Source organism: Nostoc sp. C96, from assembly GCF_059384975.1.
Genome location: NZ_CM182020.1, coordinates 3,019,930 through 3,033,537 on the forward strand (window position 1 = coordinate 3,019,930; position 13,608 = coordinate 3,033,537).

Here is a 13,608-nt window from a genome sequence, read left to right on the forward strand (position 1 = left end):
TTACCAAAAATAGGAGACAAAGATATTAAAGACTGTATGAGGACGTTAGGGTATGGGGGAGAAAATATGTAATTATTGACTATAATTGCCAATTTATCAATCTGGCATAAATGTAGGCGATCGCTTCACTCATGACTACCCGCACGCCTTGGCTAGAATTCCACCATTTTTGTGGATCATAATCTTGGGGTTTGGCAGAAATAATTCCGACTTGAATTTTAGGTGTAAATATCTTTTTAAATATCAACCAGCTTCTACGAGCATGAGCATCAGTTGTAAATAAATTAATTGAATCTATCTGTAAATTTTTATCTGATATGTGCTGCAATAATGCTGTAGCAGAAGCATTTGTCCTATCTTTAACTACATTAGGTGCAGGAACAACAATCAATTTTTCTTCTGATATACCCAATTTAAATAATGTACGAGCAGCTATTTCGGCAAAATTATTATACTCAGCTAAATAAAATCCTTGTTCTATTTTTGAGCCGATGGTAAATATTTGGCGATAAGAACCAGCTTGAAATTCGGCGGCGGCTTGTTCTAAAGCGTAATCTGATATCCAGCCATCAATTACTAACGCATCGGCTGATTTAGTTGGAGAATTTACGGCGAGAAATGGGTACAAATTATGAATGACAAAAAATATAGTAGCAGCCAAAACTGCCAACAATAAAGCCCATCCCTGCGCCGTAAGTGTCCAAATTTCTTGGTGTTTAATTAACCGCATTAAACCTTAGCGGAACTTTGGGCTTTTAAATAAGCAAATACCGATTTATCACCAATATCAGCGGGAATTGCTTGGAAGGTTTTACGCAAAGCAAATACTAAAAATAAAGTTGCCCAAACTCCTAATAAAATCTGTTCTAACTGAATTGGTAAAACTCCGACAAGATGTCCCAACAAAAGCAAGGGAACTGTAAAAGTTAAAACTTTTGTTTCGAGACGATTAAAGCAAAATGCTTCTTTAAAATAAATGCCTGTCAACGCTGCAAAAGTAAAACCTATACCTAAAATAGTCAATGGGTTTGTGTATACAGTCACAGCAAAAGGTTGACTGTCAACATGAGCAAAAATAAACGCAGAAATACTCCCAATTAACCAAAAAACTTGTAACAGTCGGTGCAGTGGAGCCATATATATATGGATAGTTAGCAAACTGACACCGAGAGCTAAACTAAAGCAGGTATATAAAGGGGTAATTGCTTGGATGGTAGCTGGGTTATTGTAAAACAATGCCAAAACAGTACCCGCAGTAAAGCTGAGTGCAGCTACCATTAACCCAGCACGATAGATAATAACACCAGTGCGATCGCTCTGATTAATTGTGAATTCGCCAAACTGGCCTTGATACACTGGTGATGGAGATATAGTTTGCGTAGTCATAGATTAATAGTGATGAGTGTGCAGTTATCTCAATTTCTAGTCTAATAATTAATCACTTCTAAAGTATCTTGGCAGTTTATCTGCAACTGTGAATGTGCATTACCTCCATTGATGGCTATTTCTACCCAGCCATGACTCCCGATTAAGGCTACAGCTGCGCCAATTTCGCCATTACTGTACTTTTCACACCCTGGTATTGTCAACCCAGCAATTTTTACTAACCATGTTTTACCTGCGACGTAATTTCCCGGAATATTGCTAATTAAGTTACCAAAGTGATCTATATATTGAATATGCCCCAACACACCACGGCTAGTTGTTTGACATTTGCCTATATTTAGTTCTAGCAAAGTTGCTGGATTGATTTCTTGTCCTAAGTGTCTAAGGGGAACACCACTAGCAAGGTTAGCTCCCACAGGTGCAAAAATATCTCTACCGTGAAAAGTGCGGCTAGGTTGGAGAGTGCGCCAGTAATCAGAGTTTGTCAGTTCCACGGCTGCTATGGCGGGAGTTTGGCTTAATACTCCACTGAATATGCCATTATCGGGGCCGACTAAAAACCCTCCAGCAAATTCTACTGCGATCGCCCTTCTTTTACCACCCACACCGGGATCTACTACTGCTATGTGTACTGTTCCATTGGGAAAGTACGGATAAGCATTCATCAAGCAAAATCTAGCAGCAACAATATCTTGTGGCGGAATTTGGTGCGTTAAATCTACAACCCTGAGCATTGGGTTGATTTGGGCAATTATACCTTTCATCACCCCGACATAAACATCGCGATCGCCAAAATCACTGAGTAAAGTTAGGAGCGATGCTGGATTTTCTGGACTCTCTAACATAAGCCAATTATTAAAATATGTATTAAGACATAATTTTCTGTAGCAACAGCTACAAAATATATGTTATGTTATGATTAATAGACATAAAAAAGAATAATGAGGTTAATTACTATGAGTCAAAATAGATTAGAAGCTATGAGACAAACCAAAGAAGTCCACAGACAAAACCTGAGAAAAAATCTAGAGCATCGCTTAGAAGTAGCGAAAGCTCAAGGTAATGAAAGGTTGATTAATCAACTAGAAGCAGAAATGAGATACCTTGGCTAAATTCCCTAAAGCAAGAGTTGATTGTTTATAGTTTTGTTGTGTGGAAATCCCCGCTGCGGCGGGTTTTTTGTTGGAGAAAAGTTAGACAGCATAAATTAAGGCAAAAGTTAAAGGTCAAAAGTAAAAAGACATATTCTTTTTACTTTTACCTTTTTATTTTTGACTTTTTACTAAGCCTTTGGCTTGTATGTTGAAGCAACATGTAATTCTTTCAATTGCTTAACATCTACCCCAGAAGGCGCATCTGTTAACAAGCAACGGGCTTGTTGTGTCTTCGGAAAAGCAATCACATCACGGATAGATTCTTCCCCAGCAAGTAACATCACCAAACGATCTAAACCGTAGGCGATACCACCATGCGGCGGTGTACCGTATTCAAAAGCTTCTAGAAGGAAACCGAATTTACTTTGTGCTTCTTCCGGTGATAAGCCAATGGTTTCAAATACCTGTTCTTGAATTTCTCGCTGATAAATTCGCAAACTACCACCGCCAACTTCAAAGCCGTTAAATACCAAATCATAAGCTTGGGCGCGGGCGGTTTTTAAGTCGTGTAAGTCATCGGGGTGCGGTGCGGTAAATGGATGGTGTAATGCTTCCAAACGTTTTTCGTCAGCATTCCACTCAAACATCGGGAAATCAACAATCCATAACAAATTGAGTTTTTCAGGATTGATTAAACTAAATTCTCTGGCTGTAAATTGCCGTAATCTGTCTAAAGTTTTGTTAACAGTACCAACATCCCCAGCCGCAAACAATAACAAATGTCCGGCTTCTGCACCTGTGCGGCGGAGAAGTTCGGCTTTTTGTTCAGCTGTGAGGTTGTCTTTAATTGCACCGATGGTATCAATTTCACCATCTTCTCTGACACGAATGTAAGCTAAACCTTTCGCCCCAGCTTCACTAGCTTCTCGGAAAATGTCGCCACCTGGTTTAATGCGGACATTAGAAATTCGGTCGTTACCGTTAGGAATGGGAAGGATTTTGACAATCCCACCGTGAGCAACAGCATCCTTAAAGACTTTGAAACCAGAGTCTTTGAGGATATCGGAAACATCGACTAATTCTAAATCATAGCGGGTATCTGGTTTATCGCTACCGTAACGTTCCATCGCCTCAGCGTAGGTTAAACGCGGGAATGGATGGGGTAACTCAATCCCTTTAACGGTTTTGAAAATCTGACAAACTAACTTTTCGTTGAGTTCAATAATTTCTTCTTGAGACATGAAACTCATTTCCATGTCTAATTGGGTGAACTCTGGCTGTCTGTCAGCGCGTAAATCTTCATCACGGAAGCAACGGGCAATTTGATAGTATCTGTCCATACCAGATACCATCAAGATTTGTTTAAATAGCTGGGGTGATTGGGGTAACGCAAACCATTCGCCAGGGTTGACACGACTGGGTAGAACATAATCCCGCGCACCTTCGGGAGTAGAACGGGTGAGGACGGGTGTTTCCACTTCGATAAAATTTTCCCCATCTTCTAAATAGCGCCGCATCGCTTTGACAACTTGATGACGCAACTGCATATTTTGCGCCATGCGATCGCGCCGTAAATCCAAATAACGGTATTTTAGTCTTAAGTCTTCCCGCACCGATTCAGTGTCAGCACTGGAAACCTGGAATGGTAGCTGCTTGCGGACTGCATTTAACAATGTAATTTTGTCCGCGTAGATTTCCACTTCACCTGTGGGTATGCGGGTATTGAGAGATTCTTCGGGACGTTGCGTTACTCTGCCGGTGATTTCGACGACGTATTCATTCCGCAAAGCATTGGCTTGCTCATAAGAGTGGGGGGTGCGTTGCGGATCGCTGACAATTTGGACTGTTCCAGAGCGATCGCGTAAATCTAAAAATATCACGCCCCCATGATCGCGGCGACGGTCTACCCATCCGTACAAGGTAACAGTTTCTCCAATATCTTCTTTTCGGAGTTCGCCGCAATAGTGAGTTCGCATAGTAGTTAGTGTGTTCTTCCGGGCTAGATGGGTCAATAAAAGTCAAAGCTTTCCCATTATCTAGCATCAATAGTATCTAATTGAAGAACCGATGGCATAATATCTTAGCAGAAGGCAGTGGTTCGGCTACGCTCACCAACCGGAGGCAGGAGGATAAACGATTTTTAAGCTTGCCCAACCTCTAAGCACAGTTCAATCGCTTCTTTTATACGTTCCATCAATTCGTCTAAAGATTTAGCTTGGGTATGATATCCAGCCAGACTCGGCACGGAGCCAACAAAATAACCGTCAGAGTCTCGCTCTATAATCACGTTAAATTCTCTCGTCATTTGGAAAATAATCTTTTGGTGGCGTAAGGCTAAGAGAATATTCTGATTAGAAAGATAGCTCGCGCTGACTAAGTACACAATCTTGAAGGTATAAACTAATTAATTCTTGATAAGAAATCCCTTTTTCTTCTGCTTTTTTTTGAAAAAATTCAATTACCTCAATGCCTAAAGGTAAAGTGACTTGTTGCTTTAGTTGTTTAGCATAAGGATTAGGACGACTTTTCATATTAGCAAGGTCATATTCTGGTTTCATTATTTTATCCTCGATATTGTTGACTTTCTTTTTGAGTAGCCTTTCGTGCGGAAATAATTCTGATTATAGATTCTTGTTCTCGGAAACAATGAACAATTAGTAATATTCGCATTTTTGAGCTTCTACCTAGCAATAAAAATCGGTCTTCCGCATCAGAATGATCTTCATCCCAGAATTCAATTGCATTATCATCATAAAATACTGATTTTGCTTCTTCAAATGAAACACCGTGCTTTTTTTGATTGATTTTATTTTTTTCGTTATCCCACTCAAATAATAATTGATTCATGTTTAGTAAATTATTTAGTTTTGTAGTCAGGTATTTTAAGGTAATGGCAAAACCTGAGCGTTAGAGAGAATAAAAGTAGCCCTAATACACCATTATCATACGGTGATTACAAATAAATTTAACCAAATATTGACCGAAATCGGAATATTGAGCGAAATCGGAATATTACGCTGTAAATTTGTATATAATCTCAGTGATAATGCTTAGTAACGCAATTATGCCGCCAGACTACTCCGGTCAAAACTTGCGAGGTCGTTCATTTAAAGGTCAAGATTTGACTGGGGCTAATTTTAGTGGTGCAGATATTAGAGGGGCTAACTTTACTAATGCTATTCTCAAAGGAGCTAATTTCACAGGTGCAAAAGCTGGACAACCAGGATACTGGGTATTGCTTCTAGCAATGTTTTCATCATTTCTAGCTATACTCTCAGCATTTACAGCTGGGTTAACTACTGTATTTAATCAAAGCTTACTGAATCCTGATCCTATAGTTCATATTATTACCTCTGTTGTAGTTTTGATAGTTCCATTTATAGTCACAACTACAAAAGGATTCCCACTATCTTTAATATCTATAGCTTTTTCATTAGCAACTTCTACATTATTAGTAATATTTTTAGCTGTGTCTGGTCATGTATCAACAGCACTATCTGTTATTTTCACAGCAATAGGAACATTAACAGGAGCTACCACTGTAGCAGCTACTATAGCTGGGGTAAGTACAGTAGCTGGAACTATAATTGCTACAATTGTTAGTATTGCAAGTATAATTGCATCTTTAGTAGGCACTGTAGCTGGAATTAGTGTTGTTGTTAAAACATCTGGAATGGTAGCGAAAATTGAATTATTTGCAGACTTAGCAGTTGCAATCATGGTATCAATTGGTGCTATTCAAGGTGTTTACATAGGTTGGCGAATACTGGCAGTAGATCCCAAATATTCTTTGATTTATCCAATAGCAATTAACTTTGCTACTACAGGTGGAACTAGCTTTTATGATGCTAATTTAACTAATGCGGATTTTACTGGTGCAACTCTCAAAACTATAGATTTTAGAAAAGCAAATATAACGCATACCTGTTTTTATGAATCGAAAAAACTCGACTTTGCTAGAGTAGGTGATTCAATATTATCCAACCCAACTATTCTTAATTTACTCGTAACTGGTAACGGTAGAGGAAAATCTTACACTGGTGCTAATCTTAAAGGCGCAAACCTGATATGTGCAGATTTAAAAGAAGCAAATTTAAAAGATGCTGATATTAGTGAAGCTACCTTTAAAGGAGCTTGTTTGGAGGGGGCAAATTTAACTTTAGCTCAAGCTGTAGGAACTGATTTTACCAAGGCTCAAATGACTGGCGCTTGTGTAGAAGCTTGGAATATTGAAAGCACAACCAAATTAGATAATGTTGATTGTCGCTTTATTTATCTCCTAGAAAATCCCAAGCCTGGAACAGATGACAGAGAACGCCGTCCTAGTAGTGGCGATTTTCAACCGGGAGAATTTACTAAACTATTTGAAGAAGTTGTAAATACTGTTGATTTGATTTTTCGCAACGGTATAGACTGGAAAGCTTTTGTTGCTGCCTTCAAAAAAGTACAAGTACAAAACGAAGACATAGAATTAGCAATTCAGAGTATTGAAAATAAAGGTGATGGTGTAGTTGTTGTGAAGGTCGCAGTACCTGTTGATGCTGATAAGGAAAAGATTCATAGTAATTTTACGCAAAATTATCAGTTAGCACTGCAAGCTGTTGAGGAAAAATATAAAGCTCAATTACAAGCTAAAGATGAACAAATAGTCATTTATCGCCAACAAAGTGCAGATATGAAAGAAATCATTAGCTTGTTAGCCAATAAGCCAATTAACGTTCAAGTTTATAATAAGGTAGAGAATAAAAATATGCCTAATGGTAACGATTCTAGCCGAAACTTTAATATTGGCAGTATCGGTGGAGATTTTAATAATAGCGGCACAATTAATTTAGGTGAAATTAGCGGTATGGTAACAAATACTATTAATCAGTTACCACCTTCACCAGAACCAGATAAACCCGGAATTAAAGAATTATTAGAAGAATTGAAAGCAGCGATTGAGGCGGACAAAGATTTAGCTGAAGAAGATAAGGCGGAAGCGTTAGAACAAGTACAAGCTTTAGCTGAAGCGGGTAAAAATCCTCAAGAAGGGGCGATGCAAAAGGCGGCAAAAACGGCGGTGAAAATTTTGAAAGGGACGATCGCTAGTTTACCCACTACAGCCACACTGGTTGAGGCAGGTAGTAAACTGTTGCCGTTGATTTCTAAATTTTTGGGCTTGGGTTAAAAAAATGGGCAGGCATTCCAGCCTACCCTACAAGAGTTTTATGAAATAATCTTTCGTAATTAGTGAGTACGAGGGGCATTGAAGGCTTCCCAGGCGGCTTTGGCTGCATTTTGGAGGCGATCGCCAAAATCAGCAAATTCTTTCCAAAGTAAGTGCCAGTTTTTCTCTGTTTCTTCTTGGATAACAGCCCAAGCATTTTCCAGGCGATCGCGTTCAATGAGTTTTTCGCCTTCAATGGCTTCTCTCGCTTGGCGCACAGCATTTAAATATGTTTCGCGGGTAAGAGTACCGGCTGATTCTGCTTCAGCTTGGGCGCGTCTTTTGAGTGCTTCAATTAAAGCTTTGGTTTCGTTTTTCACTTCATCAGTCTCCCCAGCCATTTCTGCTTCTACCATTTCATTAGTTTGAGAACTGATTTCTACAACTATAGTAGATTCAATTGATTCAAAATTATTACCAGTCATAGTTACAATATCCTCGTAATTAATTTTCCCAACAAAAGACAAATGACTAATATTTTGTAGACAGTTGTTGTTCTAATTTCAGCAATTGTTCAACCCGTGATTCTGTGTCAGGGTGACTAGAAAACAAGTTACCCAAAAACTTACCAGAGATAGGATTGATAATTAATAAGGGTTCAAAAGCTGGATTAGCATCTAAAGGTAACTGTCGTGCTGTTGCTTCTAATCTTTGGAGGGCGCGGGCTAAAGCGCGGGGATTACCTGTTAATCTGGCAGAACCAGCATCGGCAGAGAATTCTCTGGTACGAGAAATACCCAGTTGAATTACTGTTGCAGCTATTGGCGCTAACAATACAGTTAACAATATTCCTAACGGATTACCACCTCTGTCATCATCCCGTGAACCACTGCTAAACCACAAACCGTAACTCACCATTTGTGCGAGGAAAGAGATAGCACCGGCAATAGTAGCAGCTACGGCTTGGGTTAAGGTGTCACGATTGATAATGTGAGTCAGTTCGTGGGCAATCACACCTTCTAATTCGTCTTCTGGGAGGATACGTAAAATCCCTTCAGTCACAGCCACAGCCGCGTGTTCTGGATCACGTCCTGTAGCAAAAGCGTTAGCAGTTTGACCGGGAACGATGTAAACTCCTGGCATAGGTATATTAGCGCGTGCAGCTAATTTTTCCACCATCCTATATAGCCCTGGTGCTTCGGCTGCACTCACTGGTTGGGCGCGATATGCTGCTAATGCAATCTTATCTGATTGATACCAAGAAATTAAATTAGTTACTGCTGCTAAACCTATACCTATAATTAAGCCGCTAGTGCCACCAATTACCCAATAACAGATAGCAATTAATAAACCACTGAGCGCACCAAGCAATGCAACTGTTTTAAATTGATTTCCCATATTTATGCTCTCCTATTAATGCTGTATGATTTTTTTCAGCTTTGATCAATCACAGCATTACTTAAGCCACATATAGATTGTATCCATCCCAACACATATTTATCAGGTAGAGATTGCGCCCCAAGACAGTACGGTTTTCCTACTCACGTCAGCAAATAATAACTTACTTGAAAAGTAAAAAAAATTAGGATTCACTTAATCTAGTCAGAGTGTTAAATTAAACTATCAATTTAAGAAAAAATAGTAATTAATTCCCAATCTAGATAATATTTATTCTTTAATAATTAGTCTTAAACAGATATAGGACTTACGCAAGTGTCAGATTTTTTTCGTTGAGGCTGTCAATAGTCCAAAAAAACCTTGATTTTTGACCATTAACTCTTGTACCAAAAAATAGGTGTGCCAGTTGCGTAAGTCCTGAGATAAAAATAATTGCTGTAGGTAACATAATGGTTTAGCGATCGCTCGGTTTATCCTGTTCTCTTCCACACTCATCAGAAGATTGTGTCCAAATTTGGCTGAGTTTCATATCCTGGAGATAGACAGCAAGGAAAGCGGCATGACCAGTCAAAAAAAACCATCAAAAACTCTCAAAATTGCTGTAGTTGGAGATATTCACGACCAATGGGAAGTGGACGATGCCATTGCACTCAAGTCTTTGGGTGTGGATTTAGTACTATTTGTGGGAGATTTTGGCAATGAATCAGTGGAAGTGGTAAAAGCGATCGCTTCCATTGATATCCCCAAAGCAGCAATCATGGGCAACCACGATGCTTGGTACACTGCTACAGAATGGGGACGAAAGAAATGTCCCTACGATCGCGCTCAAGAAGACTGGGTACAAGAACAACTTGATTTATTGGGTGCAGCCCATGTCGGTTACAGCAAGTTAGATTTTCCCGACTGGAATTTAACAGTAGTTGGCGGCCGTCCTTTTAGTTGGGGTGGCCCAGAATGGAGATTTGCAGACATCTGCAAAGAACGTTACGGTGTCACAGATCTGGAAGAATCAGCAGCTAAAATTACCAATGCAGTCAAAAGCGCTGCTGGCGACGCAATTATTTTTCTGGGACACAATGGGCCGAGTGGGTTAGGCGATCGCCCCGAAGATCCCTGTGGTAAAGATTGGCATCCTATCGGCGGCGACTTTGGCGATCCAGACTTTGCCGAAGCCATTTCTCAGACGATCAATATGGGTAAAACCATTCCCTTAGTTACCTTTGGACACATGCACCACAATTTGCGGCACACCAAAAAAGTGTTACGCACATCAGTGTTTAGAAGTCCGGAAGGCACAATTTACTTAAATGCAGCCAGCGTCCCCAGAATTATCGAACATGATGGACACAAACAGCGGAATTTCTCGATTGTCAACTTAGAGGCAGGTGTAGTTACACAAGCTGCCTTGGTTTGGGTAGGCAAAGATTTACAAGTGATCTCAGAGGAAATTTTGTATGAGCTTTCCCCTAGTAAGTTGTAGATATTTACTTTCAGTAGTGCAACCTGCGTAGATGTAAGATATATTATTATCTGTCAGCTTTGTTGCTCACCAAAAAATATAGGGTAAGCAGTTGCTCGACAGTTTTACTGGAGAGGTGGCAGAGTGGTCGAATGCGTCCGACTTGAAATCGGATGAACCGAAAGGTTCCGGGAGTTCGAATCTCCCCTTCTCCGTTGTTATATCCAAACTAGCCGAAAAAAAGATTAGGGTAGCAACTAGTATCATGTTCGCTACCCTAAAATATATTTATATTACTTAATTACTACAAACAATTACTTAACTTCATTAGCCGCAAACTTCTCGACTCTACCTTTTTTCACAGCTACAACTACATCAAAGGTAGAACAATAAGAAAATGTCACATCGTTAGCTTTGTTGTAGAGATTAACTACATGACCTGCACCACCAGGTTGAATTCCGATAGGTTCAAGGTCGCCAAAGAAGAAACGACGCAGCTGATCACCATTACCAAAAACACCTTTGTTCTTAGTGATCAAATCAATTTTTTGTTGAGCAGACAAACCTGTAGCATCAGCAGCTGAGGCTGGAAGTATTGAAATTGAAGGTTTTACAGCCTGAAATGAAACATTCCCAACTGTCAATAAACCAGCTATGGCAACACCTGTAAGTAATGAAGGGGCGAATTTCATGGGTTAATTCCTTATATTTGAGCTTCGTAGCTATTCAGAGCATCTCAGATACTACTGAAGCTCATCTGAAACTTAGCCATAAATTGTCTGAATTTATTCCTTAATAAGATTCAGTTTAAACTCAGCATTTTCTCAGGTAATTGTGATGTCAAAAATCTCAGCTAATTTTTAAGGCTATTTCAGATTGTTCTCACCTAGACTTAAGCTAAGATTTTTAGTATTGTTGACGTTACTTTTATTGCAACTGCAAGTGGTATTGCTGTGACTAGCCTGAGAAGATGGCATCGTTTCATTAACAAAATTCCTAACCAAGCCTATCTCTGGGTGGCAATCCTCATTTTTGGCGCATCTGGTGCAGTTACTCGGAAATTAACAGAAATTGGTTCGCAAAACTTAATAAATGGGAGAAACCCAATTTCGCTGTGTAATGTTTTGTTTGTTGGCAATATCTGTGCTTTGATGGTGCTGCTCATCATCTATCGGCGACAGTGGAACAAAAGAGCAATAAAGCAAATATCTGTAAAGCATTGGCTAGTGTTATCGGTAGTCTCTATCCTATCAGGGGCGTTGGCTCCTGGTTTAATTTTCCAGGCATTAGCACTCACCAATGTTAATAATGTAATTTTAGTTGGTAGATTAGAACCGCCACTAGCTTTAGCCTTATCAATCTGGTTATTAAGAGAACGGGTAAATATTTGGGAAATTATTGGTGCGATCGCTGCTTTTGTTGGTGTTGCACTAACTGTCTTACTCCAGCCGCCTGGACATACCATGATGAATATACCAGGCTTTCATTTGGGTGCAGGTGAAATTCTGACAGCAGTGGGAGCAGTAGCAGCAGCAATAGCTACAGTGCTTGGTAAAAAATATGTCTCCCATATTCCTTTAGGAATTTTTACCATCTATCGGACTGCTCTGGGGACTGTAGTATTTTTCTTTCTGGCTATACGGCTATACGGTCAACACCATTTTGTAGAAGTATTTTCACCTTTTTTGTGGCGGTGGATGTTGCTGTATAGCGTGGTGATTGTAGTATTAGGCCAGTCCCTATGGTTTAAAGGTTTGAGAGCTACTACGGTTTCTGTCGCTTCCTTAATTGGTTCGTTTACTCCAATTGCAGGTATTGTGGCTGCTTATTTTATCCTCGATGAAGTCCCGACTGTACCTCAATATATAGGTGGTAGTTTGATTATAGTTGGGATATTAATCAGCCAACTGGGAGTTATGCGTCAAAATCGTCTTGCGACTGCTGCAGATCAGGCAAACTCTACGCAAGTACAACAAGTAGAAAGCGAAATGGGATTTAAAGGCATTTAATATTTTCAACTTATCCAGATGTAGATTCTTGTGGAAGCATTTCTGCATCTTCACCTGCAACCGCAGTATTAGCATCATCAGATATACCAAAACCATCTGCAACATCTTTAATAAAACCAGCCACTGGTACAGCAATAATTAATCCCAACACGCCACCAATGTAAGTTCCCACCAATAAAGAAATTAACACCCAGATTGGTCTTAAACCTGTAAAACTACCTAACAATCGTGGTGCGATCGCTTGGTCAATCAACTGATCAATAATCACAGCTACTGCCAGCACTTTCACGGCTAACCAAAAATCATGGGTGGCTATAATTAAAGTAATGACAATCAAACTCAACACATCTCCGAAGGGAATCAAGCTTAAAATTCCCACTCCCAAACCAAACAGCAAGCCAAACTGGACTTGAAATAACAAAAACATGAATGTTTGGCTTAACCCCATCAGTACAGCTAAGGTTCCTTGACCAATCAAGTAATTTTGAAAGTTTTGCTGAATAGATTTACTTATTTGTTGGGTAAAATCCCCAGGCAGCTTCTTAAATATGCCATCCCAAAGTCTTGGCCCATCTAACAACAAGTAAAAACTTAAAACTACTGTAATTAATGCTCCCGAAACACTATCAATCGTATCGACAATAATGCTTAAAAGCTTATCTGATAGATACTCCACTTCATCGGGAATTTTATCAGTAACTTTAGTAAAAATTTGACTAAAATCTATGCTATTTCTCTGACTAAAAGCCCAATCATTTAAACCCTGCAATTTTGCTTCAGTTGAATCAATCCATTGAGGCAGTAATTTAACCATTTCATGAAACTGCTCAGAAACTATGGGTAATAATGTAATTCCCAAAGTCACCAGCATCAAACTTGCTAATACAAAAACGAGGGTAACTCCATAGTTGCGTTTAACTCCCTGTCGTTCCAATAATGAAACAGGGTAGTTTAAAACAAACGCAAACAAAGAAGCCAAAACAAGAATAGTAACTAAAGGTTGAAAATATTGAAATAATCGCAACAATAGCCATCCATTCAGAAACAATAGCGGAAATAACAGCGTTAAAATTAGCCATTTTAAGAGCCGATTAACTGATAAATTCATAATTA

At 39.4% G+C, this 13,608-nt stretch carries 16 protein-coding genes and 1 tRNA gene; 5 read left to right on the forward strand and 12 right to left on the reverse strand.

All coding sequences use genetic code 11. The features are described from left to right. Positions 1-79 precede the first annotated feature (79 nt). Genes AC504W_RS12900 through AC504W_RS12910 form a run of 3 tightly spaced genes read right to left on the reverse strand, consistent with a single transcriptional unit; the run spans position 80 to position 2,231 of the window. Entirely contained in the window at positions 80-730 is a 651-nt protein-coding gene (locus AC504W_RS12900; protein WP_494878110.1) for a YdcF family protein, read from the reverse strand. Further along, positions 730-1,386, reverse strand: a complete 657-nt coding sequence (locus AC504W_RS12905) for a DUF2301 domain-containing membrane protein (RefSeq protein WP_494878112.1) — start codon at positions 1,384-1,386, stop codon at positions 730-732. The genes AC504W_RS12900 and AC504W_RS12905 overlap by 1 nt, the downstream gene beginning before the upstream one ends. A gap of 41 nt (positions 1,387-1,427) precedes the next feature. Next, a complete protein-coding gene (locus AC504W_RS12910) occupies positions 1,428-2,231 on the reverse strand; it encodes an SAM hydrolase/SAM-dependent halogenase family protein (RefSeq protein ID WP_494878114.1) in 804 nt (267 codons plus the stop codon). 111 nt (positions 2,232-2,342) lie between these two features. On the opposite strand from AC504W_RS12910, the gene pirA reads away from it, so the two are divergent. After that, the gene (gene pirA, locus AC504W_RS12915) at positions 2,343-2,498 is read left to right on the forward strand and encodes an arginine synthesis PII-interacting regulator PirA (protein ID WP_494878116.1); all 156 of its coding nucleotides are present in this window, start codon (positions 2,343-2,345) and stop codon (positions 2,496-2,498) included. 170 nt (positions 2,499-2,668) lie between these two features. Here the strand turns inward: pirA and aspS are convergent, their stop codons facing one another. The 4 genes from aspS to AC504W_RS12935 form a co-directional block, all read right to left on the reverse strand. Continuing rightward, on the reverse strand, positions 2,669-4,456 hold the full coding sequence (aspS, locus tag AC504W_RS12920) for an aspartate--tRNA ligase (protein ID WP_494878118.1): 1,788 nt from the start codon (positions 4,454-4,456) through the stop codon (positions 2,669-2,671). Positions 4,457-4,620: 164 nt separating this feature from the next. After that, positions 4,621-4,785 carry a type II toxin-antitoxin system HicB family antitoxin gene (locus AC504W_RS12925; RefSeq protein WP_494878120.1) on the reverse strand — a complete coding sequence of 55 codons (165 nt, stop codon included), beginning with the start codon at positions 4,783-4,785 and terminating at the stop codon, positions 4,621-4,623. A 46-nt stretch (positions 4,786-4,831) separates the two neighbouring features. Next, positions 4,832-5,038, reverse strand: coding sequence for an antitoxin (locus tag AC504W_RS12930; protein ID WP_494878122.1), 207 nt, complete (start codon positions 5,036-5,038; stop codon positions 4,832-4,834). 4 nt (positions 5,039-5,042) lie between these two features. Then, on the reverse strand, positions 5,043-5,327 hold the full coding sequence (locus AC504W_RS12935; protein WP_494878124.1) for a BrnT family toxin: 285 nt from the start codon (positions 5,325-5,327) through the stop codon (positions 5,043-5,045). Between the two features lie 217 nt (positions 5,328-5,544). On the opposite strand from AC504W_RS12935, the gene AC504W_RS12940 reads away from it, so the two are divergent. Beyond that, positions 5,545-7,650, forward strand: coding sequence for a pentapeptide repeat-containing protein (locus tag AC504W_RS12940; RefSeq protein ID WP_494878125.1), 2,106 nt, complete (start codon positions 5,545-5,547; stop codon positions 7,648-7,650). 59 nt (positions 7,651-7,709) lie between these two features. Here the strand turns inward: AC504W_RS12940 and AC504W_RS12945 are convergent, their stop codons facing one another. The 3 genes from AC504W_RS12945 to AC504W_RS12955 all read right to left on the reverse strand — a co-directional run bounded on the left by AC504W_RS12945 (position 7,710) and on the right by AC504W_RS12955 (position 9,522). After that, on the reverse strand, positions 7,710-8,114 hold the full coding sequence (locus tag AC504W_RS12945; protein WP_494878127.1) for a hypothetical protein: 405 nt from the start codon (positions 8,112-8,114) through the stop codon (positions 7,710-7,712). Between the two features lie 46 nt (positions 8,115-8,160). Beyond that, complete coding sequence (locus AC504W_RS12950) at positions 8,161-9,027, reverse strand: zinc metalloprotease HtpX (protein ID WP_494878129.1); 867 nt, start codon at positions 9,025-9,027, stop codon at positions 8,161-8,163. A 318-nt stretch (positions 9,028-9,345) separates the two neighbouring features. Further along, positions 9,346-9,522 carry a hypothetical protein gene (locus tag AC504W_RS12955; RefSeq protein WP_494878131.1) on the reverse strand — a complete coding sequence of 59 codons (177 nt, stop codon included), beginning with the start codon at positions 9,520-9,522 and terminating at the stop codon, positions 9,346-9,348. A 64-nt stretch (positions 9,523-9,586) separates the two neighbouring features. Here AC504W_RS12955 and AC504W_RS12960 point away from each other — a divergent pair, with 64 nt between their 5' ends. Continuing rightward, entirely contained in the window at positions 9,587-10,507 is a 921-nt protein-coding gene (locus AC504W_RS12960) for a TIGR04168 family protein (RefSeq protein ID WP_494878133.1), read from the forward strand. Positions 10,508-10,616: 109 nt separating this feature from the next. Beyond that, positions 10,617-10,701 (forward strand) — tRNA-Ser (locus AC504W_RS12965). A 99-nt stretch (positions 10,702-10,800) separates the two neighbouring features. On the opposite strand, the gene AC504W_RS12970 is transcribed toward AC504W_RS12965, so the two are convergent. Continuing rightward, on the reverse strand, positions 10,801-11,178 hold the full coding sequence (locus tag AC504W_RS12970; RefSeq protein WP_494879640.1) for a hypothetical protein: 378 nt from the start codon (positions 11,176-11,178) through the stop codon (positions 10,801-10,803). 261 nt (positions 11,179-11,439) lie between these two features. Here AC504W_RS12970 and AC504W_RS12975 point away from each other — a divergent pair, with 261 nt between their 5' ends. After that, on the forward strand, positions 11,440-12,495 hold the full coding sequence (locus AC504W_RS12975; protein WP_494878135.1) for a DMT family transporter: 1,056 nt from the start codon (positions 11,440-11,442) through the stop codon (positions 12,493-12,495). 10 nt (positions 12,496-12,505) lie between these two features. Here the strand turns inward: AC504W_RS12975 and AC504W_RS12980 are convergent, their stop codons facing one another. After that, positions 12,506-13,603, reverse strand: a complete 1,098-nt coding sequence (locus tag AC504W_RS12980) for an AI-2E family transporter (protein WP_494878137.1) — start codon at positions 13,601-13,603, stop codon at positions 12,506-12,508. Between the last annotated feature and the right edge of the window lie 5 nt (positions 13,604-13,608).